This is a genomic window from Chitinophaga rupis, from assembly GCF_900109685.1.
Lineage (GTDB): Bacteria > Bacteroidota > Bacteroidia > Chitinophagales > Chitinophagaceae > Chitinophaga > Chitinophaga rupis.
Genome location: NZ_FOBB01000007.1, coordinates 160,360 through 184,546 on the forward strand (window position 1 = coordinate 160,360; position 24,187 = coordinate 184,546).

Annotated in this window: 16 protein-coding genes; 11 read left to right on the top strand and 5 right to left on the bottom strand. The window is 48.6% G+C overall.

Annotated features, from left to right (window positions below; all coding sequences use genetic code 11):
- Positions 1 to 35 precede the first annotated feature (35 nt).
- From BMZ54_RS23680 to BMZ54_RS23695, 4 genes are all read left to right on the top strand, one after another.
- Entirely contained in the window at positions 36 to 1,814 is a 1,779-nt protein-coding gene (locus BMZ54_RS23680; protein WP_089918106.1) for an ABC transporter ATP-binding protein, read from the top strand.
- Positions 1,815 to 1,906: 92 nt separating this feature from the next.
- Positions 1,907 to 2,731, top strand: coding sequence for an N-acetylmuramoyl-L-alanine amidase (locus tag BMZ54_RS23685; protein WP_089918499.1), 825 nt, complete (start codon positions 1,907 to 1,909; stop codon positions 2,729 to 2,731).
- Between the two features lie 474 nt (positions 2,732 to 3,205).
- A complete protein-coding gene (locus tag BMZ54_RS23690) occupies positions 3,206 to 6,403 on the top strand; it encodes a SusC/RagA family TonB-linked outer membrane protein (protein ID WP_238386668.1) in 3,198 nt (1,065 codons plus the stop codon).
- A 24-nt stretch (positions 6,404 to 6,427) separates the two neighbouring features.
- The gene (locus BMZ54_RS23695; protein ID WP_089918110.1) at positions 6,428 to 7,873 is read left to right on the top strand and encodes a SusD/RagB family nutrient-binding outer membrane lipoprotein; all 1,446 of its coding nucleotides are present in this window, start codon (positions 6,428 to 6,430) and stop codon (positions 7,871 to 7,873) included.
- A gap of 135 nt (positions 7,874 to 8,008) precedes the next feature.
- On the opposite strand, the gene BMZ54_RS23700 is transcribed toward BMZ54_RS23695, so the two are convergent.
- The 3 genes from BMZ54_RS23700 to BMZ54_RS23710 all read right to left on the bottom strand — a co-directional run bounded on the left by BMZ54_RS23700 (position 8,009) and on the right by BMZ54_RS23710 (position 10,625).
- Complete coding sequence (locus BMZ54_RS23700) at positions 8,009 to 8,512, bottom strand: hypothetical protein (RefSeq protein ID WP_089918112.1); 504 nt, start codon at positions 8,510 to 8,512, stop codon at positions 8,009 to 8,011.
- 106 nt (positions 8,513 to 8,618) lie between these two features.
- Positions 8,619 to 9,404 carry an SDR family oxidoreductase gene (locus BMZ54_RS23705; RefSeq protein ID WP_089918114.1) on the bottom strand — a complete coding sequence of 262 codons (786 nt, stop codon included), beginning with the start codon at positions 9,402 to 9,404 and terminating at the stop codon, positions 8,619 to 8,621.
- Between the two features lie 96 nt (positions 9,405 to 9,500).
- Positions 9,501 to 10,625: an acyltransferase family protein gene (locus BMZ54_RS23710; RefSeq protein ID WP_089918116.1), complete on the bottom strand. Its 1,125-nt coding sequence runs from the start codon at positions 10,623 to 10,625 to the stop codon at positions 9,501 to 9,503.
- 62 nt (positions 10,626 to 10,687) lie between these two features.
- Here BMZ54_RS23710 and BMZ54_RS23715 point away from each other — a divergent pair, with 62 nt between their 5' ends.
- The gene (locus tag BMZ54_RS23715) at positions 10,688 to 11,728 is read left to right on the top strand and encodes a LacI family DNA-binding transcriptional regulator (protein WP_089918118.1); all 1,041 of its coding nucleotides are present in this window, start codon (positions 10,688 to 10,690) and stop codon (positions 11,726 to 11,728) included.
- Positions 11,729 to 11,755: 27 nt separating this feature from the next.
- Here BMZ54_RS23715 and BMZ54_RS23720 read toward each other — a convergent pair whose 3' ends face one another.
- A complete protein-coding gene (locus BMZ54_RS23720) occupies positions 11,756 to 12,163 on the bottom strand; it encodes a winged helix-turn-helix transcriptional regulator (protein WP_089918120.1) in 408 nt (135 codons plus the stop codon).
- 90 nt (positions 12,164 to 12,253) lie between these two features.
- Between BMZ54_RS23720 and BMZ54_RS23725 the strand changes: the two genes are divergently transcribed.
- The 3 genes from BMZ54_RS23725 (at position 12,254) to galK (ending at position 15,495) form a co-directional block, all read left to right on the top strand.
- Positions 12,254 to 13,054, top strand: a complete 801-nt coding sequence (locus BMZ54_RS23725; protein WP_089918123.1) for an SDR family NAD(P)-dependent oxidoreductase — start codon at positions 12,254 to 12,256, stop codon at positions 13,052 to 13,054.
- Between the two features lie 42 nt (positions 13,055 to 13,096).
- Complete coding sequence (locus BMZ54_RS23730) at positions 13,097 to 14,098, top strand: NADP-dependent oxidoreductase (protein WP_089918125.1); 1,002 nt, start codon at positions 13,097 to 13,099, stop codon at positions 14,096 to 14,098.
- 203 nt (positions 14,099 to 14,301) lie between these two features.
- Complete coding sequence (gene galK / locus BMZ54_RS23735; protein ID WP_089918127.1) at positions 14,302 to 15,495, top strand: galactokinase; 1,194 nt, start codon at positions 14,302 to 14,304, stop codon at positions 15,493 to 15,495.
- Positions 15,496 to 15,571: 76 nt separating this feature from the next.
- On the opposite strand, the gene BMZ54_RS23740 is transcribed toward galK, so the two are convergent.
- Complete coding sequence (locus tag BMZ54_RS23740; protein WP_089918129.1) at positions 15,572 to 17,629, bottom strand: TonB-dependent receptor; 2,058 nt, start codon at positions 17,627 to 17,629, stop codon at positions 15,572 to 15,574.
- A 1,256-nt stretch (positions 17,630 to 18,885) separates the two neighbouring features.
- On the opposite strand from BMZ54_RS23740, the gene BMZ54_RS23750 reads away from it, so the two are divergent.
- The 3 genes from BMZ54_RS23750 (at position 18,886) to gndA (ending at position 24,105) form a co-directional block, all read left to right on the top strand.
- Positions 18,886 to 19,725, top strand: a complete 840-nt coding sequence (locus tag BMZ54_RS23750) for an energy transducer TonB (protein WP_089918132.1) — start codon at positions 18,886 to 18,888, stop codon at positions 19,723 to 19,725.
- A gap of 166 nt (positions 19,726 to 19,891) precedes the next feature.
- Complete coding sequence (locus tag BMZ54_RS23755) at positions 19,892 to 22,474, top strand: phosphoenolpyruvate carboxylase (protein WP_089918134.1); 2,583 nt, start codon at positions 19,892 to 19,894, stop codon at positions 22,472 to 22,474.
- A gap of 215 nt (positions 22,475 to 22,689) precedes the next feature.
- Complete coding sequence (gndA, locus tag BMZ54_RS23760) at positions 22,690 to 24,105, top strand: NADP-dependent phosphogluconate dehydrogenase (RefSeq protein ID WP_089918136.1); 1,416 nt, start codon at positions 22,690 to 22,692, stop codon at positions 24,103 to 24,105.
- The last annotated feature ends 82 nt before the right edge of the window (positions 24,106 to 24,187 follow it).

The following is a 24,187-nucleotide window of genomic DNA, read 5'->3' on the forward strand; positions in this document are numbered from 1 at the left end:
AATATTACACCACTTAACCGTCTTAACTATTCAGCATGGCAAACCCTTATATATCACTATTAAGCACGGCATGGCGTTTTGCGCGCCAGGAGCGGAAGAAGTATGTATTGGTATATGTCATGTTCCTGTGCTCGAATATTGCCGCTTCCCTTACGCCTTTTATTTTCGGCTGGTTCATTGGACAGGTACAGCGGGATACGGCTCAGGTATGGCATTACACCCTGTTGTATGCAGGCGGTTATTTCTTACTGAAGCTCACAGAGTGGTCTTTTCACGGGCCGGCCCGTGTAATGGAGCGGCAGCTGGCCTTTAACCTGAGCCGCAACTTTTTGCAGGAACGTTATCACCAGGCATTACACCTGCCGGTAAAATGGCACCAGGATCATCACAGCGGCGCCACCATTAACCGCATCCGCAAGGCATATGAGGCATTACGGGAATTTTTTGACCGGGGTTTTATGTACATGCATGCGCTGGCCAAATTCTTTTTTTCCGTAATAGCCATGCTCTATTTTTCCCCGCTGTATGGCTGCATTGGCATACTGCTGGGCGCTTTCACCATCTGGATCATCTTCCGGTTCGATAAGCCTTTCATCCGCACACTGGACCAGGTGAATGAACGGGAGCACGTGGTATCCTCCACTTTGTTCGATAGCTTATCCAACATCATGACGGTGATCACCCTGCGGCTGGAAAAAAGTATGGAAACCGGCCTGCTGAGAAAAGTGCAGCATATTGCCAGCCCGTTCCGCAAAAATGTAAAGATCAATGAATGGAAATGGTTTTGTGCAGATATGATGGTAACGCTGATCTACTGCGTAATTGCAGCCGGTTATGTGTACCAGCACTGGGAGCCGGGCAAGGTATTTTATGTAGCCGGCCTGGTTACGCTGCTGGGATATGTAAACCAGTTCACTAGTGTGTTCCATGATATTGCCTGGCAGTACACGGATATTGTGCAGTATAACACCTACGTACAAACGGCCGGCAATATTAAAGAAGCATACCTGCAGCAGCACCGCCCGGATGCACCTACGGACCTGCCGGAGAAATGGCAGACCATTCAGATAAAAGAGCTGAGCTTCTCACACAGGGAGCAGTATGATGCGGAACATGCGCCGCAAAGCCTGCACCGCTTGAATATTACCATTGGCCGCGGCAAACGTATTGCGCTGATAGGAGAGAGCGGCAGTGGTAAAAGTACTTTGCTCTCTTTATTAAGAGGCTTGTACAACCCGCAGCCGGGTATGGAATTAACGGTAGATGGTAAGCCATACGGGCTGGATACGATCAATGAAACGGTAACCCTGTTCCCGCAGGAGCCGGAGATCTTTGAGAATACCATTGCCTATAATGTTACACTGGGCCTGCCTTTTAGCGAGGAAGATATTTTAAGCGTATGCGAAAGCGCACATTTTACAGATGTGATACAGCAGCTGCCGCAGGGACTTGGGTCAGACATCCGGGAAAAGGGGGTGAACCTTTCCGGTGGCCAGAAACAGCGCCTGGCGCTGGCCCGCGGCATTCTGGCGGCCCGGGAAAGCGAGCTGGTATTGCTGGATGAACCCACCAGCAGCGTGGATCCTAAAACGGAAGCCATGATCTACGATAAGCTGTTCAAAGCATTTGCAGATAAAGCCCTTATTTCCTCCATGCACCGCCTGCACCTGCTGGGGCAGTTTGATTACGTATATATTTTACGCCAGGGGCATATTGTAGATGAAGGCACGTTTGAACATTTGCGGGATAACAGCCCCATTTTCCAGGAGCTTTGGAAGCACCAGAAAGATACTATTGGCAAACATTACCAGTAACCGAACTTTTTGGCATAACATTGGTTTTAATAGCGGTGAAAGGCGTATATGCTTTACCTTTCACCCTTCACTTTTTTACAAAAAGTACAATTATGATGATCCGCGTTCTGGTACTAATCACGTTCATCGCATGTATCTATAGCTGCGCCAGCTCACCATACAGGGCTACCAATAAAGTGCATAAACAGCAGGTAAAAGCTTTTTCAAAAGTATTACGTCAGCCTCCGGCGCCGGTGCATATTGATTCCGTGCAGAATGTTACCTGGTGGGCCGGCACTACCAACTTCAGTATCCGCAAACCTAATTACGTGATCATTCACCATACCGCGCAAAACAGCTGTGACCAAACGTTGCGCACCTTTACGATGCCCAGCACACAGGTGAGCGCGCATTACGTGATTTGCCGGGATGGCGTAGTGCACCAAATGCTGAATGATTACCTGCGGGCCTGGCATGCCGGCGCATCCAAATGGGGCAGCCTTACGGACGTTAACTCATCGTCCATAGGCATAGAGGTAGATAATAACGGTTCTGAGCCATTTCCCCCGCAGCAGATCCGCAGCCTGATGATCTTACTGGATACGTTGCGGCACCGGTATACGATCCCTGCCGCGAATATTATTGGTCATGGCGATATTGCACCTGGCCGTAAAGTGGATCCCAGCGCATATTTCCCCTGGCAGCAGCTGGCGGAAAAAGGTTTTGGCCTTTGGTATGGGGATACGGCTAATATTGTAGTACCGGATAATTTTAGCAACCTGCAGGGGTTGCGGATCATAGGTTATAATGTAAAAGACAGTGTAGCCGCTATTGGCGCATTTAAACGGCATTGGATCCCGGCTGATTCCCTGACGCGGGATACCTTAAGTATGGGAGAAAGGAAGATCCTGTATAGTATTATGGAACAGAGCCAATAAAAGGTTATATTTATGATGTAAGCCCTACCCCTTTATGTTAAGACACTATTACCCGATTGTACCCTCTGGCCGTTCCGGAGCCTGAAAACCGGCCGTCATCTTTTATGAAGGACAATTAGCACAGGCCGGTGTAAAATATTGATGCGCAGAATATAGATATTTCTATTTAGTCCATAGTATTTGTAGAATAATAAATTATTATTTACTACTTTTGAGCCAGGAAACTAAATCCATGCCATAAAATGACGACTGATACGGTGCAGACCTGCAGGGGCTTATACCCTGTGCTTTACTGTAGCCAACATTACAATTATATTTCAGGCGCCTTCATTCATCGCTGTATGCCCTGTCAGGGCTGGCGTTAACAACATGTATATAATCTGATCTGATACAGGCGCTGCAGGCGCTTCTTTGCGGTGATCGCCGCAACACAATTCCTATCGTCGTGAACAATCAATTAAAACCAGTTTTATCATGAAATTTTTACACACTATCGTATTGCTGTCCGTGCTGCTGTTGGTACAGCAGGCCGGTTACGGGCAGGATACAAAGATCACGGGGGTGGTCACTTTTAAAGCGGATGCACAGCGCGTGCCCGGCGCCGTTGTAACGGTAAAGGGCAGCAGCAAAGGCACGCAAACAGATGCGGATGGGAAATATTCCATCTCCGCCAAAGCAAATGATACGCTGCACTTTTCCTACATTGGTTACACTGGTGTAGATATAGCAGTAAATGATACACGCGTTATTAACGTAGCGCTGGAAAGTTCAGAAAGCCGTTTACAGGAAGTAGTAGTAACGGCCCTGGGTATTTCCCGCGAAAAAAGATCATTGGGATACGCCGTACAGGAGCTGAAGTCCCGCGACATTACCGAAGCGCGCGAAACGAATTTAGTGAACGCGCTATCCGGTAAAATAGCCGGCGTAAATATCACCAACAGCCAGGGCGACCTGGGCTCTTCCCGCATTGTGATCCGTGGCGAAACCTCTATTGCAGGTAATAACCAGCCCTTGTTTGTACTGGACGGTATTCCCATAGATAACAGCCAGCTGGGTGTTGGTATTGCTACCGCCCGTGATTTTCCCAATGCGATTTCTGACCTGAACCCGGATGATATTGAATCTGTAAGCGTGCTGAAAGGCCCTAATGCGGCGGCTTTGTACGGCTCACGTGCAGCAAACGGCGTACTGGTGTTAAAAACAAAAACAGGCCGCGGTGCAAAGGGATTAGGTATCACAGTTAATTCCAGCGCTACTATGCAAACGCTGCTTACCTTACCTAAATATCAGAATGCTTATGGCCAGGGTTCCGGCGGGCAGTTTGATTATGTTGATGGAAAAGGAGGTGGTATTAACGATGGGGTGGATGAAAGCTGGGGCCCGGCGCTGGACGGGCGTCTTATTCGCCAGTTCTTCTCCAACGGCCAGCCTGCGCCCTGGGTAGCGCATCCTGATAATGTGCGTGACTTTTACGAAACCGGTTATACGCTGAACAATGGTTTGTCTGTTGCCGGTACAAATGATAAGCTGGATTACCGCTTCTCGTATAACAATACCAGGCAAACCGGCCTGTTACCCAACACCGGTATTACCCGCAACACTTTTACATTTAACAGCACTTACCGCATAGCGCCTAAGCTTACGTTAAGCACTTATGGCAGCTACATTCGCGGTAATGCAGATAACTTACCGGGTGTAGATGGCAAGCGCGCCAACAGCGTTACGCTGCAATTCATCTGGTTTGGCCGCCAGGTAGATACAAAGCTGCTGCGCAACTATAAAGATGCCAATGGCAATGATTATAACTGGAACCACAGCTATTACAGCAATCCATACTGGATCCAGTATGAAAATACCGTGGCGCAGAACCGTAACCGTTTCTTTGGCAATGCGCGCCTCTCTTACCAGGTGCTGGATTGGTTAACCGCCAACCTGCGCGTAGGTACCGATTATTATAACGACCGCCGTAAGTACAAGGTTGCTTATGGCTCCAACGGTACGCCCTATGGCTCCTATACAGAAGATGCCTATGCAGTAACGGAAACCAACTCGGAATTTACCCTGAACGCCAACAAAAAACTGAGCAGCGATTTTAACCTGGATGTGCTGGCAGGTGGTAACGTGCGCACCAACCAGCTGGAAAATAACTACCAGCAGGCGCCCCGCCTGGCCGTGAAAGATGTGTACACGCTCAATAACTCCCGCGACCCGGTGATCTCCACCAACTACTTTTCAAAGCTGCGGGTATATAGCCTGTTCTCCTCTGCCCAGCTGGGTTTCCGGGACTATGCGTTCTTGAACTTTACGGCCCGTAACGACTGGTCATCTACCTTACCCAAAGGCAATAATTCCTATTTCTACCCCTCGGTAAATGCCAGCCTGGTGCTGAGCGAAGCGCTGCACCTTCAAAGCAATGTGCTGTCCCTGCTAAAGATCCGTGGTGGCTGGGCGCAGGTAGGTAAGGATACAGATCCTTATCAGCTGATCAACACTTATCCGTTCAACCAGCCTTTTGATAACAATCCGTTATTAACGGTATCTGATAAATTCCTGAAGGAAGATCTGAAGCCGGAGATCACTACCGCTACAGAAGTAGGTGCGGAAATAGGTCTGTTCAAAGACCGTGCACGGCTGGATGTTACGTACTACAACTCCAACAGCTCTAACCAGATATTGCTGGCAGATGTAAGCCCCACCACCGGTTACCTGAAAAAGCTGTTGAATGCCGGTAAGATCAATAACCACGGGATAGAAGTAACCCTGGGCTTAACACCTGTTAGCACAGCATCCGGTTTTCGCTGGGATGTGAACATGAATTATTCCAGGAACGTAAGCAAGGTGGTGGAGCTGGATAAAGATGGTTTCCTGAATGATTATGTACTGGGCAGCAGCGGCAACATACAGGTGCTGGCCAGCAAGGGGCAGCGTTACGGCGCTTTGTTCGGCAAGGCTTTCCTGCGTAATGACCAGGGACAGATAGTGGTGAATGCCGACGGCTCACCTGCCATTGATCCCAATAAAAAAATACTGGGTTATTATACACCCAAATGGATCGGCAGCATCAATAATGTACTCTCCTACAAAGGCGTTAGCGTCAGCTTTTTGATTGATACCAAACAAGGCGGCTCCATTTGGTCCGGTACTAACTATACCGGCATTTATACCGGTGTGCTGGCGGAAAGCCTGCCTGGCCGCGATGCGGAACATGGCGGCTTGCCATATTACTACCCGGGTAATGATAAAAAAGCTACGCCGGTGCAGCTGGCAGATCATAATACCGGCGCGCCGGGCGGTGCTACGGTATATCATGATGGTATGATCTTTAACGGAACCACCGCTGACGGTAAGAAGAACACTACCATTCTGCCTGCACAATCCTATTACAAAGCGGTATACAACAGCAGCCTGAATGAAAGCAGCGTGTACGATGCCTCCTTTATTAAGCTGCGCGAAGTAAGGATCGGTTATACCTTCCCGCATGAGTGGCTCCGCGGCCTTCGTTTTCAGGACCTGAATATTACGCTCACCGGCCGTAACCTCTGGATCATCGACAAAAAAGTGCCCAACATTGACCCGGAAACCGCTTTCAATACCGGTAACGGGCAGGGCCTGGAAACCTTGCAGATCCCTACGGCACGCAGCTTTGGTATTAACCTGAGAGCATCCTTTTAATTGTGAACGCGAAACTGAACTAACATGAAAAAGTTAAAATTCATATATACATTATGGTTAGCACTGCCGCTGGTAGCTGTTATAAGCGGCTGCCAGAAACAGCTGGAGCGCATTAACCAAAACCCGAATGAACCCAGCATTGTGCAGCCGGATTACCTGCTGAGCAACGGTATTAAAGCCAATGTGGATACTTACTGGGGTAACGAAGCGTCCATGGAAGCAGCCCTGCTGTACGTACAGTACTGGTCCAAGATCCAGTATACCGACCCGGACCGTTACATACCGGCAGCTGCCAACATTCAAACGGTGTGGAGCAACTTTTATGCGCAGGGTATAGAAGATTTTACCACCCTGGTACAGCTGGGTGATAGCTTGCCCAATCCTAACTACAAAGCCGTAGGCCTTATTATGCGGGCCTGGCTGTTCCAGAATGTAACCGACCTGTTTGGCAGCGTGCCTTACTCACAGGCGGCTAACATCCGGCAATACCTTACACCTAAGTATGATGAGCAGAAGGATATTTACACCGGCATACTGGCTGAGCTGAAAACTGCCGCGCAGCTGATAGACGAAACTGGCAACCCCATACAGGGCGACATTTTGCTGGCCGGCAATATGCGTTTATGGAAAAAGTTTGCCAACAGCCTGCGCTTGCGTATTGCCATCCGCATTGCCGACAAGCTGCCGGAGGTATCAAAGGCAGTATTCGCAGAAGTAGGTGCAGATGCTGCTTTGCTGGTGGCAGACAATAAAGAGAACATACAGCTCAATTATAAAGCATCACCCAACCAGAACCCGGTAGGCCGCAACCGTGAAACCCGGAACGACTACCGCATCAGTAAAACGATTATTGATAAGCTGAAAGCGCTCAACGATCCACGCTTAACCATTTATGCGGATAAGGCCAAGGATACAAGCGTGCACGATCTTATTGGCGTAACCAATGGCCTGCCGGTAGATTCCGCTGCCCGCCTGGGTTTTGACAGAACCTCCGATATTGGTACTGTGTTTAAGACCAGCGATGCACCTGCCGTATTGTTCAGCTATGCAGAGCTGTTGTTCATACAGGCAGAAGCTGCGCAAAGAGGCTGGTTAAGTGGCAATGCAGCTACTTATTATAACCAGGCAATTACCGCTTCATTAAAACAATATGGTATAACAGATTCGCTGGTGACTAAATATTTAGCGCAGCCTGCAGTGGTATATAATGCCACCAACTATAAGCAATCTATTGGGGATCAAAAATGGCTGGCCCTGTTTGGGAATGGCCTGGAAGCCTTTGCAGAATGGCGCCGCCTGGATTATCCGCAGCTGAAACCTGCCTATTCCGGTGTGCTGCAGGGTAAAATTCCCCTGCGTTTAACCTATCCATCTACGGAACAGGCCGTGAACCGCGAAAATTATAAAACAGCAGTAGCCACGCAGGGCGCTGATGTGTTAACGACTAAGTTGTGGTTTGACGCATTTTAAGCAGAAAGCAGAAAGCATAAAGCTTAAAGCTTAAAGCGTAAGGCATAAGGTTAAAAAGCAAAAAGCAGGAAGTCATTGCAATGGCTTTCTGCTTTTTGCTTTTTGCTTTCAGCTTCATTCAATGGCTTTCTGCTTTCAAAGTCTTCGCTGAAAAAGTACCGGGTACAGCTTCTCTAATTCTTTCTGGTGCTGCGGATCTATCTTATGAAATTCCTGTAAAAATTTGTCCCGCGCAATATGATCTTTCACAGAATCCTGCACCCGCACAACCGCATCCATTAAATTTCCGCGGGCACCCATCATCACAGTGCCCTGGTATTTAAAACGCAGGTAAGCAGGCAGCTTGCCGTTACTTTTATAGCAATCTGTCCAGTAGGTTATCAGCGCGCTGTCAAATGAGTGTTGCCCGCGTGGCACCGCCTGGTCATTCACCTTTATATTTACCATAGAATCTACTACAATGAACTGCGTGTCAGGCACTGCCGGTGTGTTGCCGAGGTCGGGTACGGCCGTAACAGCGCTGGCATTGGTGTCTGTAGCTTGGATAACATTTTTATTGGATGTAGAATGCGTACAGGCAGTAAATAGCAGACCTGCGCAAAAGGTGAATATCACCTGTCGTGAAGTCAGAAAAAACATAAGCAATTCCAGTTTGAACCACTTTGACCCTGCAAGATTGATGCCTGTAAATATTGACGGTAAACTAAATTAACGAAACCATAACCGCTTCGATCATCATTCGTAATTACCCCACCGGTGTCCTTCCGCCGTCTACGGAAATATTCGTTCCCGTAATATAGCTGGCGCTGGGAGAGGCCAGGAAAGCCACCAGCGCGGCTACCTCCTCCGGTTGTCCAAAACGTTTCATGGGTATTTCTGACAGCCATTCCTGTTCAATATCTGCTTCGGCCACATTACGCGCTTCCGCACTGGCACTAATAATAGAGCGCAGCCGGGCAGTAGCGGTAGCGCCGGGTAATACATTATTTACGGTAATACCATAGGGCGCCAGTTCACCGGCCATAGTTTTAGCCCAGCCCGCCACGGCCCATCGGGTAGTATTGGATACACCTAAGTTTTTCAGGGGTGTTTTTACCGAAGTGGAAATAATATTAATGATGCGGCCGTAACCAGCTGCCGTCATACCGGGGATCACGGCCTGTGATAAGATGTGGTTGCAAACCAGGTGCTGGTTATATGCTTCCGTAAAGGCATGCGCTTTGGCGTCCAGGATAGGGCCGGGCGCCGGGCCGCCGGTATTGTTAACTAAAATATGGATAGTGCGGGTTTCTGTAAGAGAAGTGATCACCTGCTCCACCCAGGAAGGGTCCCGGAAATCAGCTACTACAAAATGATGTTGCTGTTGAGCGTCGGTGTTCAGCAGCGCCTTTGCTTTTTTTAGCCGGGCTTCTGTTTTTGAGATCAGGATGCATTCTGCGCCGGCGGCAGCCAGCTCCTTTGCGGTGGCCAGTCCTATACCTTGTGAGCTACCGCATATGAGCGCGGTTTTCCCTTTTAATGAAAGTTCCATGGTTCCCCGTAATTTAATTAACAATGAAGAATTAAACGGATAGTAATTGTAAATCAATGCAATATCCTGATTAATTCTTCATTGTCAACTCAGATTTTATACACGTACATAAATACGCTTACGGTCCAGTATTTTCCCTACGCTCCAGCAAAACAGCATGTAGGCAAGCGCAAACAGCAAAGAGCCTACTTTGCCCGGTGCAATGGGCTGGAAAATATGATCGTTTATCCAGGTATATACGGAAACACCGCCTGTGTGGATGAAATACAGGAATATCACCACCACTTCAGACAGCAGGTACAGGAACAGCGGGTTTTTACCAAACACCGTAAAGAAACCCGTCCAGCCGGTTTGTTGTTTAAAATCTATTATAAAGATCAGCAGGGATAGCAGCAGCAGGTCAATGCCTACCGTGAACAGCACATAAGAGCTGGTCCAGAGCTTTTTATTGATGGGAAATGCAAGGTTCCATATTTGTGCGGCAATGATCAGCGCCAAACCAGCCATAATAAGCCGGGTGAGACCCTTTTGTGTTTTGCCCTGCTGCTGTACAAAAAGCCCGGTGTAGTAACCTGCTACCACGTTTACAATGGCAGGCAGGGTGCTTAGAATACCTTCAGGGTCAAAAGGAAAACCTTCGCCTTTATACAGGTGACGGTCGCCCATAATAAAACGGTCAAAGGTCAACGCTGCATTGCCATGTATGCCATATTGATCCCCAGACTGACCAAACACCCAAAGGATTAGCCAGTACCCTAATAATAGTACTGCAGATAAGACCCACACACCTTTCTTTGGAAGGAAATAGATCATCAGCGAGGCCAGGCCATAACACAACGCTATACGCTGTAACACGCCCAGTATGCGGGTATCGCCTATGGGAATAAACTCCCAGCCACCGTCAGCAGCATGGCGTACAAAAGGCAGCCAGTACATCAGGAACCCTAATAAGAAAATGAGGAATGTTCTGCGTAATATTTTAGCCAGTACTGCGCTGGTGCCCAGCTGATCGTATTTGCGCATGCTAAAGCTCATTGCATTACCCACTGCAAACAGGAAGGAAGGGAATACCAGGTCGGTAGGCGTACAGCCATGCCAGTGAGCATGACGGAGCGGTGCAAAACTATCTTCGGTACCCGGCGTATTTACAATGATCATGAAACATACGGTCATACCCCGGAATACATCCAGCGGTAGAAATCTTTGTGGTGCTGACGACATAAGGTGAAGGAATTAATTCTGAATAATACGTAAAAAACCCTGTTTTTCCTACATTGTGGCAAATGTCCAAACCAGTCAACCAGAAAGTTACCATCGCTGATATAGCCCGGGAGCTTAATCTTACCGGCGCCACCGTATCGCGGGCGCTGAACAACCGTAAAGGCACCAGTGAGGATACCCGCAAGCTGGTGCAGGCAGCAGCAGCGCGCATGAACTATCACCGCGACCGTATCGCTTACTCCCTGCGGGCCGGCCGGACCAATATTATAGGGGTGATCATTCCCAGCGCTGAGATCAACTTTTTTGGCTCCGTGATACATGGTATTGAGAATATGGCCAACAAGCATGGCTACAATGTGCTCATCTACCAATCCAACGAGCAGCCGGAGTTTGAGCAAAAAGGTATTACTACTTTTCTGGGTACACGGGTGGATGGTATCCTGGCTTCCATTGCCAAGGAAACCACTAATTTCAAACACTACCTGGAAATAAAGGAAAGGGGGCTGCCCCTGGTGTTCTTTGACCGGGCCAATGATACCCTGAACATTCCATGTGTAGTGGTGGATGATTTCAAGGGCGCATACTATGCCACAGAACACCTGGTGCATCAGGGCTACCGCCGTATTGCGCACATTGCCGGTCAGCAGCACCTGAAAATATTCCGCGACCGGCTGGAAGGTTACAAGGCGGCCCTTACTGCCAACAACCTGCCGGTAGACGATTCCCTGATCTTTAACGGGAACGTGTCCATAGAGGCCGGCCGCCAGGCCATCAGCCATTTCCTAACACAGGCCACACCGCCCGATGCTGTTTTTGCGGTGGAAGATTTCTCCGCCCTGGGCGCCATTAAAGAGCTGAAGGACCGGCAGATCTCCATCCCCGAAGATTTTGGCGTGGTGGGTTTTGCCAATGAAGCCTTTGGAGAGCATATCACCCCCAGCTTAAGCAGCATAGACCAGCAAACCGTGCAAATGGGCAAGGAAGCTTTTAAACTGCTGTTAGAGCTGATCGAAGAAGGAGGGGAGCCGGTGAAGCATAATACTAAATCCCGGATCATACTGGAGCCGGTACCGGTGTTCAGACAATCCAGCCAGCGCAAATAGGATCACGAATTGGAATTGCCCGGCTATTCAGCTCTCCAGTTCTTTCATCATAGCTTTAATAAATCCGGCCTTATCCTTTTTTACCTCTTTCAGCAACGCCTTTCTGTCTTCCGGTATGGAAAAGTATTTTTCAGCCCATAGATTTACTTCAACCATTACGGGCAGCAGATCAATTCCCTTTTGGGTTAGCTTATAGAGCACTTTGGCTTTACTATCCGGGTGCGGTAGTTTTTTAATGATCTTATTTTCTTCCAGCGCCTGTAGCCGGGCCGCTAAAATATTGGTAGCTATTCCTTCCGGCGCCTTTAAAAAATCCCCGTAAGTGCATGCTTTTGCTGTCATTAGATCCCTGATAATCAACAATGACCACTTATCTCCCCATACATCAAGGGAACAGCTCACCGGGCAATCCGACCTCTTTTTTGTAACAGACATAAAAATATTTATTAAAAATCACTTGCATTTTGAAAGTAACTGCTATATTTACACTTGCAAAATGCAAGTAAAGTTACAAAACAACACAAAATGAAACAAACAATTCTGGTAACAGGAGCTTCTTCAGGTTTTGGCCTTCTGATGGCCAATGAGCTCCACAAAAGCGGCCACCATGTAATTGGCACCAGCCGTAACCCGGATAAATATAAAGGCAGCCTGCCTTTTAAATTATTAGCATTGGATATTGCCGACGATCATTCAATAACATCTTTCAGTAAGCAGCTGTTCAGCCAGATCAGCCGGCTGGATGTGCTGATAAACAATGCAGGGTATTTAGTAACAGGGCTTGCCGAAGAAACCTCTATTGAATTAGGACGGCAGCAGCTGGAAACAAACTTTTGGGGAACGGTTAAGCTCACAAATGAGCTGTTGCCTTATTTCCGGAAGCAGAAGCAGGGGAAAATAATTACCATTGGTTCTATAGTAGGTTTGATCGGGCTTCCCAATGTTGCTTACTACTCGGCTTCTAAACATGCACTGGAAGGGTATTTCAAATCACTTCGATTTGAATTGGATCAATTTAACATCAAAGTAAGTATGGTTGAACCAATGGGTTTTAAAACTAACATTGGAGAAAATGCAGTTGCATCAAATGGGAAAATAGATGATTATAATATCTTCCGGCAAAGGGTTGCAGCGTTCACAAAAAGGGAATTCGATAAAGCAGCGGGGCCCGGACCGGTTGTAGATACGGTATTGAGGATTGTAAATGAAAAAGCTCCAAAATTCAGCTCTCCGGTAGGCAAAGGCTCATCACTTATTCTTACGTTACAACGTTTTGCATATAGCGTTTTTGAAAGCTCGATTTTAAAAAGGGTGAATAAAGCATAAAGATCTATATAGGAGGGATGTATTAACCGAAAAAATTAAAACATGAAAGCATTCATAATTGACCATTATAAAAGTAAGGATGGCGGGCGGATTGCTGAAATGCCTGAGCCGGAGCTGCATGACGAAGAGGTATTGGTAAAGGTGCGCGCTGCCGGCGTCAATCTTTTAGATGTAAAGATCAGGGACGGCGAATTCAAACTTATATTGCCTTATCGCTTGCCGCTTATTTTAGGCAATGATGTAGCGGGAGTCATAGTCCGGGCCGGATCCCGTGTGCAAGGGTTTAAGGTTGGCGACGAGGTGTATGCACGGCCGGATAAGGACAGGATCGGAACTTTCGCAGAGTTTATAGCGGTGAATGAAGCTGACCTGGCGATTAAACCGTTAGCGCTTACCATGGAAGAAGCGGCTGCTGTTCCGCTGGTGGCCCTTACCGCCTGGCAAGCGCTGGTTGAAATAGCAGAGCTGAAGAAAGGACAAAAAGTGTTCATCCAGGCAGGATCAGGTGGCGTAGGAACCATCGCCATTCAATTGGCTAAGCATTTAGGCGCCATCGTAGCAACAACAACAAGCACTGCTAATATCGATTGGGTGAAACAACTGGGCGCCAATATTGTCATCGACTACAAGAAAGAAGATTTTGAAGCAAAGCTGCAGAATTACGATGTGGTTTTGAATAGCCAGGATGCTAAGACGCTCGAAAAATCGCTGCGCGTGTTAAAGCCGGGCGGAAAGCTCATTTCCATATCCGGCCCTCCTGATCCTGCTTTTGCAAAAGAGATCGGGGCGGGATGGCTCGTGAAACTGGTAATGTCCATATTGAGCTACCGGATCCGGAAAAAGGCAAAGGGCCATGGCATAAGTTATTCATTTCTATTTATGAGAGCAAGCGGCAGCCAGCTAAAAGAGATCACTTCGCTGATCAATTCCGGGATCATCCGCCCGGTTATGGATAAGGTCTTTCCGTTCGAATCAACCAAGGAGGCGATGGCCTATGTAGAAAATGGCCGTGCCAAGGGCAAGGTTGTCGTTAAGGTTAGCTAGGTGAGTTATCGTCATAAATGAATATGGTTGTCTGATCAAAACAACACTTCCGCTTTATCCCCCCTCTAAAAAAAATAAAAATTTCATTTTGCCAATTCAACGTAATCGATTACTTTTATTTTCCTAATCAGTTTACGTAAGTCTTTACTGTCATAACGTAATCGATTACGTAAAAATCAAAAACTGACCATAAATAATTCCACATGTCCGTGCAAGCAATTCAACCGGTTATTGAAAGATCAGCCAGTCCGGCAGCAACCCTGCAAACATTTTGTGATGCAAATTTCAACGCAGCGCCACTAGTGATACGTGCCGCAGGCCGTATTAATCTTATTGGCGAGCATACGGACTATAATAACGGCTTTGTACTGCCGGCGGCCATTGATAAAGCTATTTACCTGGGCATTATTAAACGGAATGATCAGCAGTTGCGGTTCCACGCACTGGACCTGGATGACCATTACACGGGCAGCCTGGACAACCTGCAGCCTTCCTCCAAACACTGGCCTGATTATTTACTGGGTGTAGTGCAGCAGCTGCAGCAAAAGGGTTATCCTATACAGGGATTTGAGTGTGCCTTCGGCGGAAATATTCCGCAGGGCGCCGGCCTTTCATCATCCGCTGCGCTGGAATGCGCCGTACTGTTTGCCCTGAACCAGCTGTTTGAGCTGAATATTTCTAAAATGGATATGGCCCGTTTAGCACAAGCTGCAGAAAATAATTTTGTAGGAGTGCGCTGCGGCATTATGGACCAGTTCGCGAGTATTTTTGGTAAGCGCCAGCACCTTATAAAGCTTGATTGTGGCTCGCTGGAGCATGAATATATTCCTTTCCGTTTTGATGATGTGAAGCTGGTACTGCTGGATACCCAGGTGAAACATTCCCTGGCATCATCCGAATACAATACCCGCCGGGCAGAATGTGAGCAGGGTGTAAAGCTGGTAAGCCGGCACCATCCGGAAGTAAGCAGCCTGCGGCAGGTAAGCATGGATATGCTGGATACATATGTAAAGCCCTTTAACACGGTTACGTATAACCGTTGCCGGTATGTGGTGGAAGAAATACAGCGCTTACAGGATGCCTGCGCAGATCTGATCAAAGATGATCTCTCAGCTTTTGGACAGCGCATGTTTGCTACGCACGAAGGACTGGATAAATTATATGATGTTAGCTGCGCAGAGCTGAACTGGCTGGCGGAGATGGCCTCCGGCGAATCCGGTGTGCTGGGTGCACGTATGATGGGAGGCGGTTTTGGCGGCTGCACTATTAACATAGTACAAACCGGTGCGGTGGAAGATTTTATTGCAAAAGCAGATCAGGGATACCGGCAGCAGTTCAACATTCCGTTAAAAGCCTATGTAACCAGTATTGAAGATGGTTGCCGGGTGATGGCATAATTACCGGCATTGATACTCAGCTATAAAATGCAAATTTACAAGGAGTGGCACACCAGTACGGTGTGCCACATTTATTTCAGAACATCAGCTCCGCGCCGCCAAAGTAGTTCCTGCCCGGCGCGGGGTTATAATAACGCTTACCTACGGCATTCAGATCATTCCCCAGGCTGTAAGACTGGTTCAGCAGATTATCAGCCCCCACGTATACGGATATACGGCATTTGCCGGCATGTGGTATTTGCCAGCCGGCCTTGCATTGCACCAGGTTATAGGAGCGGGCAAAAGCAGTATTGGCATCATCCAGCGGTAACCGGTCTGTGAAATTATGCTGGCCAAAAACATAGATCCCGGCCGGCAGCTGCACCAGCAGGCTGTTAACCGCTACCTGCCTGGGTACGCCGGTTAGCTGGTTACCGGAAAAATCCTGCCCTGCACTTTTATAATCACTAAAACGGAAATGACTATACGTATAGCTGCTTTGCCATTGCAGCCCTCTTAACACTCCCTGTTGCCGCGGGGCCAGAATCCATAACATACCCTGCGCTTCTACCCCGGTTTGATGGGTGCCGCCTGCATTGGTAAAAAATTCTGTACCGTCATCATGCAGGTTGCGCACGATAGCATTTTGTAAGCGGTAGTAATACACAGATGCGTCTATCCAAAAGCGGTTACGGTTGCCGCTCATGCGTAATCCTACTTCATGGTTCCAGCCGTTTTCTGCCTGCAGGGCGGTATTAATAATATTATCGGAGGCGCGTACTTCTGCAATAGCAGGGGTAGAGTAGCCGCGGCTAACGGTAACACGGGCCGCCAGCGCCTGTGTGATCAGGTAAGAGAGGGAAAAACGGGGCATCCACTGCGCATTGAATTTACGGGTACTATCACCTTTAGCGCCTTCATTAAAATTATAACGGAAATAGTTCAGGCTTACAGCTGCTTCCCAGATCCATTTTTCGTGCAGGCGTACACTGAGGCTGGTGAAATAAAAGTGCTGCTGCGCCCTGAGCTTGTCTGCGGCCTGCACCGTATCCCGTTTGCCGCCACGGTTGCCATAGTTCACAATGTCGGAGCTGGTAACCTGCCATTCCAGGCCGGTATTCCAGTTTACCAGCAGATCCGTCCCTGTTATCTGTTTATCGTGAAGGGAAATATAGGTGCGTGCGCCGGCTGTATTTTCATCCCGCGCTTCATAATTGGTAATGAAAGGATTTTCAAAATGTGTGTTGGCGCCAAAAACAGTGATCACATGCTGCCAGCTGTTGCTGAGGTTTGCTTCATGCACCAGCCCGCCCTGTAAGGTACGGTTGTATATGGCGGCTTTTTGATCAACAGCACCTGGCAGGGTGGGAGTGGCAGGCCGTGCTGCACGTGGATTGTTTAATGCCTGCGCTTCTGTAAGTCCGCCGGGTGTACGATAAGAGAGGTCACTGTAAAAAGCCAGCAGCTTTAATTTATTCTTTTCATTATACTGCCACTGCTGGGCTGTTTGCAGGTAATATCTTTTGGAAGCGCTGTTGCTGCGGTAACCATCTGCGCGCTGGTAGCCCTGGTACAGGCTTAGCTGGTAGTTGCCAAATTGTTGCTGCCAGCCTGCTTTTTCATGGAACAGGCCATAGGCGCCGCCCTGCACGGCTGCGCGTAAATGCATGCTGTCTGCACCCAAACCCATGGGGTGCAACAATATCACTCCGCCGGAGTTAGCGCCAAAAAGGCTGCCATCCGGCCCTTTCAATATCTCTGCGCTTTGAATGCTGCCCGGGTCCGTCAGGTTCAGGTAAGTGTTGCCACCGGCATCGGTAAGCGGCATTTCATCCATATATATTTTCACGTTGCGGATGCCAAAGGGAGAGCGCAGCAGGCTGCCTCTTACAGAAAGACGGTAGCTGCCGGGCGAACGTTCTTCCATTCGTACACCCGGAACCGTATTCATGGCCGGTAGCAGCGTAGCGCCGGGTTGCAGCTGAAATTGTTTGCTGGTAATAACGCTGGTGGAAGTAGGTACCTGTAAAAGTGTTTGTTTACGTAAATAAGCCTCCACTACAATTTCGTGAAGCTGACGCGTGGTATCCGTATCCTGCGCTGCCAGCCGGGTTAGGGGCAGGCCGGCAAGCAGGAAAAGTAAAAGTTGTTTCATAGCAGAAACTAATGTAGAAAATATTCTTCAGCTCTCAGGTTACTTTCTGCTTACCCATCCAATAGCATTGCCGGATACCGCTGCCGGCCGGGTGCTACCTTGGCTACGGGTTACACCTGGTTCAGGTTCACGATTCACATACCAATGGTCATCAAAGAACCCCCAGGCTACGTTGCACCTATCGGCCATGGACCTATTTGGGCTTCATTAGTCACCAAACCGGTCAGGAGATTCTCCGGTTAGCTGTAAAGGGATGTTGCTGCCGGGGCAGGGTGGTAGTACCTGCGCGTTGGCAGAGGGCACACTGATGATATCACCGCCGGCATTACAGGCGTTACTGGTAAAAGTAAACTTGCATCAACCGTGTTTTCATACAAAAAGTGATTTAATATTATAAGCGTCCACAATTACACTATGTAAAGGGGAGCGCAGCTTTCCCGGAAAAAGCGATCTGCTTCATTAAAAAATGATGGGGCCTCTATAAGCGTCTACGAATTATACTGCCATCACATATACAGAGGGAGTGCTGCTTTCCGGAAAAAAGGGATCTGCACAAAAAAAAATCTATACGTTCTGTTTGGAATTATGAATTACGGATGTATATTTGTCTACCAATTCTATAGGGAATATAGAAATAAAAATACCACCACCCGGGAGTACACGGCTTAGTACTCCGGCAGCTGTTGTCCCACCAGCTTAACACTGCCCGCCGGTCCATTTTAAACCATAAAAATGGCTGTTATACAACAGTATATTAGTATAGCTGTCTGTACTTACAGGATGGGTGTGATGGTAAAGGGCGCTTCTGCCCGGAACCTGGCCTGTAGTGGCTATGGTTGTTATTAATAAAGCGTTGTTTGCTGTAAATAAATGCTCCGGATGGTTTGCGGGATCAGCATGTTGCAAATTTATTGGTGGTAAATTTTGTGTAATGTGCCTCCCGCTGCCCCGTGGCATTCTCTTAGCAGCATCATTCATAATATTGAGATGCATATAAGATACAATACTTCCTTTAGCAAGATAGGTGATCCCGATCCGGATGTCAATCTGGGCTGGTATAATTATATGCTGTAACTCATTTTCATAGCGTCTTTCCGTTTCGTTAGATCAGAAACCAATCTTTATTACCTCATTCCGTAGCAGAAAGCTCCGGAACCGGCTGTAAAGCGATCCGTTTAACGGAGCTGCTTTACAGCTTTTTTTATCCCTGCATATGGAAAATTATTCCATCCCGCATCTTATAGAAAACTTATACCATGATGACCTCAACTACACCCCCCGGAAATGATTTTCTCGATATCCTGTTTAACGGAAGGAATAAGGAATACGGTGCTTATGCATTGCGCCGGAAGTATGATCAGCGGGTACGGAATGCCATACTGGGTACGGCTTCCATAGCGCTGGTGGTTATAGGCGGTTATGCATTGAATAACAAGCTGGTGGCATCGGCAACGCATACACGTACTTTACCATCCCCCATTGTTTTGGATCATTTTGAGATGCCTGTAGACGAGGTTAAAACACCTCCACCGCCGCCCCCTCCTGCCAGCGCACCGGCGCCTGCAAGGCCTAGTGTAGCCTTTGTGGCACCTGTTATATCAAGAGAAGTAGAAGAAACAGAGGTGCCACCCATCACAGAGCTCCAGCATAGCTCCGTAGGTCTTACCACTACTACGGGCGATGTAAATGGTATTGATGCAGATGCATTGCTGCCACAGGCAGGCACCGGTGGTATTGTGGAGGCCCCTGTAGTGGCTGAACGCGAAGACCGTGACCATGTTTTTACTGGCGTAGAAATCCCCCCTTCTTTCCCCGGTGGTGAGGAAGCGCTGGCACGCTACTTAGGCAGCCATCTCCACTATCCGCAGCTGGCCTCAGAAACCGGGGTTTCGGGCATTGTATTCGTACAGTTTGTAGTAGATTATGAAGGCAATGTAAAAGATGTAAAACCGGTAGGTGCCCGCAAAGGCGCCGGCCTGGAGGAAGAAGCCGCCCGTGTGATCAAAGGCATGCCTAAATGGAGACCCGGCAAACAGAACGGCCGGACCGTATCCGTACTCTATAATATACCGGTGAACTTCCACTTAGAAAATTAAGGGGGACATATATACCGGCAGACGGCCATAAAAAGCACCTGGCGCCCATCCCTGGGAAACAGGCTTTTTATGGCCGCTGCCATCTTTTAGCCGGCCAGCAGCTTTTTGCTTTTACCTTTCTGCATTTATTCGTACTTTTCGAGCGGGAATCAGCAAATCAGTTAGCATGGAAGCTCCGGTTAATAATGCATTACAGTTGTTCAGGAACCTGGTAGGAACTAAGTTTCAGCTTTATAACAGCCTTTTTACTTCATTACCTTTTCACCGCGTTGAAAAAACGGGTATTTTCCTTTCCCTGTTCCTGCTCCATTGTGAGGAGGGATTTGAGAAGAAGCATAGCCCGGAAGAGATCCTGAGCTCTTTTTTTGAACAATACACCACTTACCGTGATGAGCAGCAGCAAACGGACCTGCTGTTCCGCTTTGTACAGTATGCCGAGCGGCAGGTGGTATTGTTTGATGCGCTGGAAGATGCGGCCTTCCGCGACATCCGCGACACACAGGGCGCCGGCTCGCTCCGGCAGCTGCAATCGCAGGTAATGCAGGGGCAGGCGGAAGAAGCCCTCGCCAAAAAGCTGGAGGACTTTTCCGTACGGCTGGTGCTCACGGCCCACCCCACGCAGTTCTACCCCGGCGAAGTGCTGGGCATCATCAACGACCTTTCCAACGCCCTTATTAATGATAATACCGCCCAGGTAAATATGTACCTGCAGCAGCTGGGTAAAACGCCTTTCTTTAAAAAAGAAAAGCCTACCCCGTACGATGAAGCTGTGAGCCTCATCTGGTTCCTGGAAAATGTATTTTACCAGGCTGCCGGGCGTACGGTATCTTACCTGAAATCACATTTCCCCCAGGCAGTTAGCGAAAGCAACCAGCTGATCCGCATGGGCTTCTGGCCCGGTGGCGACCGTGACGGGAATCCCTTTGTAAATGCGCCTATTACTTTACAGGTAGCAGAGGCCCTGAGAGGTGCTATTATAAAATGTTATTATTTAGATGTGCGCAAGCTCAAACGCCGCCTCACGTTCAAGGGTGTGGAAAATGAGCTGGCCACCCTGGAACAGAAGCTGTACAGCAACCTGTTCATACCCGGCCAGCGTACAGATCTTTGCCAGAGCGAAATACTGGATACCCTGCTGCGCATCCGCGATACTATTCAGCAACAACACAACGGGCTGTTTGTACACCTGGTGGAAACGCTTATCAGCCGCGTAGAGCTGTTCGGGTTATTCTTTGCTTCGCTGGATATAAGACAGGACAGCTCTGTACATGGCAAGGTGCTGGAGGCTATTGCTGAAGTGAGCGATGCTTTGCCAAAGAACTATACATCCCTGCCGGATGCAGATAAGATAAAAGCGCTGCTGGCGGTTACCCAACCGGTGAACAGCAGCCTGTTAAAAGAAGATCTGCATAAGGATACGCTGGAAACCATCAGAACCGTGCAAACCATCCAGCAGGCCAACGGGGAAGAAGGCTGTAACCGCTATATCATCAGCCACAGCACCAGCGCGCTGAATGTAATTGAAGTATATGGCCTGTTGCTGCTGGGCGGCTGGAAAAAAGAGCAGCTTACCATTGATATTGTACCACTGTTTGAAACCATCGACGATCTGCGGGCAGCCCGCAACGTAATGCGCTCCCTGTATGAGAACGAAGCATACCGGCAGCACCTGCACCGCCGCGGTAACAAACAAACCATTATGCTGGGCTTTTCAGATGGCACAAAAGATGGGGGCTACCTCATGGCCAACTGGAGCATTTATAAAGCGAAGGAAGAGCTCACAAAGCTTTCCCGGGAAGCCGGTATTAACGTGGTGTTCTTTGACGGCCGTGGTGGTCCTCCGGGCCGTGGTGGCGGAAAAACGCACCAGTTTTATGCTTCTATGGGCCGCAATATTGCCAATAAAGAAATTCAGCTCACTATACAGGGACAAACCGTTAGCTCCAATTTTGGCACGGTGGATTCCGCACAGTTTAACCTGGAGCAGCTGGTGCATGCAGGCATCTCCAATGAGCTGTTCTCCTCCCGCGAGGTAACGCTGAGCGAATCGGAAGCAGACCTGCTGCAATCCCTGGCAGATGCAGGTTACCAGTCGTTTAACCAGCTGAAGCACCATCCCAGCTTCATGGATTACCTGGAGCATACCAGCCCCTTACGTTATTATGCAGAGGCTAATATAGGCAGCCGCCCTTCCAAGCGTAATGCCGCAGCCAGGCTTAACCTGAACGATCTCAGGGCCGTACCTTATGTAGGCGCCTGGAGCCAGCTAAAGCAGAATGTGCCAGCCTTTTACGGTGTAGGCACCGCCTTGCAGCAGCTGGAAAAAGATGGCAGGTGGAGTGAACTGGAACGCCTGTACCGGCATTCCCTGTTCTTTAAAACCTTGCTGGATAACTGTGAAATGGCCATGATAAAAAGCTATATGCCGTTAACCGCGCATCTTGCCAAACACCCGGTATATGGCCCTATATGGCAAATGATCTGTGATGAATTTGATCTGACGAAAAAATATCTGCTGAAGCTTTCCGGCGCATCTACACTGATGGGCAATAGCCCGGTAGAGCAGCTGTCCATACAAATGCGGGAGCGTATAGTGCTGCCGTTAGTGACGATTCAGCAATATGCCCTGGGCCGTATCCGTGAGCTGGAACAGCAGGAGGATAAAGGTAACGGGCATAAGGAAGTATTTGAAAGGCTGGTAGTACGTTGTTCTTTCGGTATTATCAATGCTGGTCGCAATTCAGCTTAAGAGCAGAAAGGATAAAGCACAAAGCTTAAAGCATAACCAAACCATAACATAACCCACACGGCAAAAGGCAGGCAGCTTTATGCTTTGTGCTTTCAGCTTTATGCTTTTCGCAATTGTCAGGCATCTGCAATATGCCGTGTTTTGTACAACACAAATTGGTAAATCATAATAGTATTTGTCCTAATTTTACAACTCTTTCACTTTTACTTTATCTTATGTCAAACAGCTTATATGATTTTGGAATGATTGGCCTGGGGGTAATGGGCAGGAACCTGTTACTGAATATGGCCGATCATGGATTTTCCGTTATCGGATTTGATAAGGATGCTACCAAGAACGCTGCGCTGGAATCCGCTGCCACAGCAGGTACTACTGTAAAAGGCGTAGCCGAGCTGGCCACCATGATCCAACTGTTGCAGCGTCCGCGCCGGGTAATGATGCTGGTGCCTGCCGGTCAGCCGGTGGATGATGTAATTGCTTCCCTGCTGCCTTTACTGGAGCCGGGCGATGTGATTATTGACGGGGGCAACTCGCACTATACAGATACCCTGAGACGAGTAAAATATTTACGGGAAAAGCAGCTCCACTTCATGGGCATAGGCGTTTCCGGTGGTGAAATGGGCGCCCGTACAGGGCCGGCCATTATGCCCGGCGGCGACAAAGAAGCCTATGAAAAGGTACGCCCCATGCTGGAAGCCGTTGCGGCCAAAGTTAAAGGGGAGCCTTGTGTGGCCTACTTAGGTAAAGAAGGCGCCGGCCATTATGTAAAGATGGTGCATAACGGTATTGAATATGGAATTATGCAGCTGATCAGCGAAGCCTATGCTTTGCTGCAACAGGCTGGCCTGGATAATGACCAGCTGCATAAAATATTTGATTCCTGGAACAAAGGCCCGCTGCAGTCTTTCCTGGTAGAGATCACAGCCGACATCTTTTTACAGAAAGACGATAAGACCGATAAACGCCTGGTAGACGTGATCTCCGACAAAGCCGGCTCCAAAGGCACCGGTAAGTGGACTTCCCAGGATGCGATGGACCTGCCGGTAGCTATACCGGTAATTGATACGGCCGTAGCACTACGTACGTTGAGCGGTTATAAAGAAGAACGCGTACAGGCGGCAGCGTTATACGAAGCGCCGGCTGCACGTATCAATACACCGGCCGATACCTGGATCCAGCAGGTGCATGATGCCTTGTACTTTGGTACCATCATGAGCTATGCACAGGGCCTGGCCATGCTGCGCAAAGCATCTGATGAGCTGAAAATGGAAATACCATTACCGCAGGTAGTTAAAGTATGGCGGGGTGGTTGTATCATCCGTTCCGTGCTGCTGGAAACATTTGCCAATGCGTACGTACAGTCGCCGGACCTGCCCAACATCCTGCTGAATAAGGAAGTGGCAGCCATGGTGCAGCCCATTGAAACCAATACCCGTACCGCCATTGCACAGGCTGCGCAGGCAGGTGTGCCGGTTGCCGGTATCATGGCCGCATTATCTTACTTTGATGCATACCGTACGGAAAGAATGCCTACGAACCTGGTACAGGCGCAGCGGGATTACTTCGGGGCACATACCTATCAGCGTATAGACATGCCCGGTACTTTCCATACCGTTTGGGAACAACATTGAATAAAGCTGTAAACTTTTAGCAGCCAGCCTTTAGCCTGTACTATTTTGCTAACTGCTAACTGCTAAAAGCTAACGGCTAATA

What these genes read in the sequence shown, in the direction of transcription:
- BMZ54_RS23680 (WP_089918106.1), top strand. Translation starts at nt 36, where the DNA reads ATGGCAAACCCTTATATATCACTATTAAGCACGGCATGGCGTTTTGCG.
- BMZ54_RS23685 (WP_089918499.1), top strand. Translation starts at nt 1,907, where the DNA reads ATGATGATCCGCGTTCTGGTACTAATCACGTTCATCGCATGTATCTAT.
- BMZ54_RS23690 (WP_238386668.1), top strand. Translation starts at nt 3,206, where the DNA reads ATGAAATTTTTACACACTATCGTATTGCTGTCCGTGCTGCTGTTGGTA.
- BMZ54_RS23695 (WP_089918110.1), top strand. Translation starts at nt 6,428, where the DNA reads ATGAAAAAGTTAAAATTCATATATACATTATGGTTAGCACTGCCGCTG.
- BMZ54_RS23700 (WP_089918112.1), bottom strand. Translation starts at nt 8,512, where the DNA reads ATGTTTTTTCTGACTTCACGACAGGTGATATTCACCTTTTGCGCAGGT.
- BMZ54_RS23705 (WP_089918114.1), bottom strand. Translation starts at nt 9,404, where the DNA reads ATGGAACTTTCATTAAAAGGGAAAACCGCGCTCATATGCGGTAGCTCA.
- BMZ54_RS23710 (WP_089918116.1), bottom strand. Translation starts at nt 10,625, where the DNA reads ATGTCGTCAGCACCACAAAGATTTCTACCGCTGGATGTATTCCGGGGT.
- BMZ54_RS23715 (WP_089918118.1), top strand. Translation starts at nt 10,688, where the DNA reads ATGTCCAAACCAGTCAACCAGAAAGTTACCATCGCTGATATAGCCCGG.
- BMZ54_RS23720 (WP_089918120.1), bottom strand. Translation starts at nt 12,163, where the DNA reads ATGTCTGTTACAAAAAAGAGGTCGGATTGCCCGGTGAGCTGTTCCCTT.
- BMZ54_RS23725 (WP_089918123.1), top strand. Translation starts at nt 12,254, where the DNA reads ATGAAACAAACAATTCTGGTAACAGGAGCTTCTTCAGGTTTTGGCCTT.
- BMZ54_RS23730 (WP_089918125.1), top strand. Translation starts at nt 13,097, where the DNA reads ATGAAAGCATTCATAATTGACCATTATAAAAGTAAGGATGGCGGGCGG.
- galK (WP_089918127.1), top strand. Translation starts at nt 14,302, where the DNA reads ATGTCCGTGCAAGCAATTCAACCGGTTATTGAAAGATCAGCCAGTCCG.
- BMZ54_RS23740 (WP_089918129.1), bottom strand. Translation starts at nt 17,629, where the DNA reads ATGAAACAACTTTTACTTTTCCTGCTTGCCGGCCTGCCCCTAACCCGG.
- BMZ54_RS23750 (WP_089918132.1), top strand. Translation starts at nt 18,886, where the DNA reads ATGATGACCTCAACTACACCCCCCGGAAATGATTTTCTCGATATCCTG.
- BMZ54_RS23755 (WP_089918134.1), top strand. Translation starts at nt 19,892, where the DNA reads ATGGAAGCTCCGGTTAATAATGCATTACAGTTGTTCAGGAACCTGGTA.
- gndA (WP_089918136.1), top strand. Translation starts at nt 22,690, where the DNA reads ATGTCAAACAGCTTATATGATTTTGGAATGATTGGCCTGGGGGTAATG.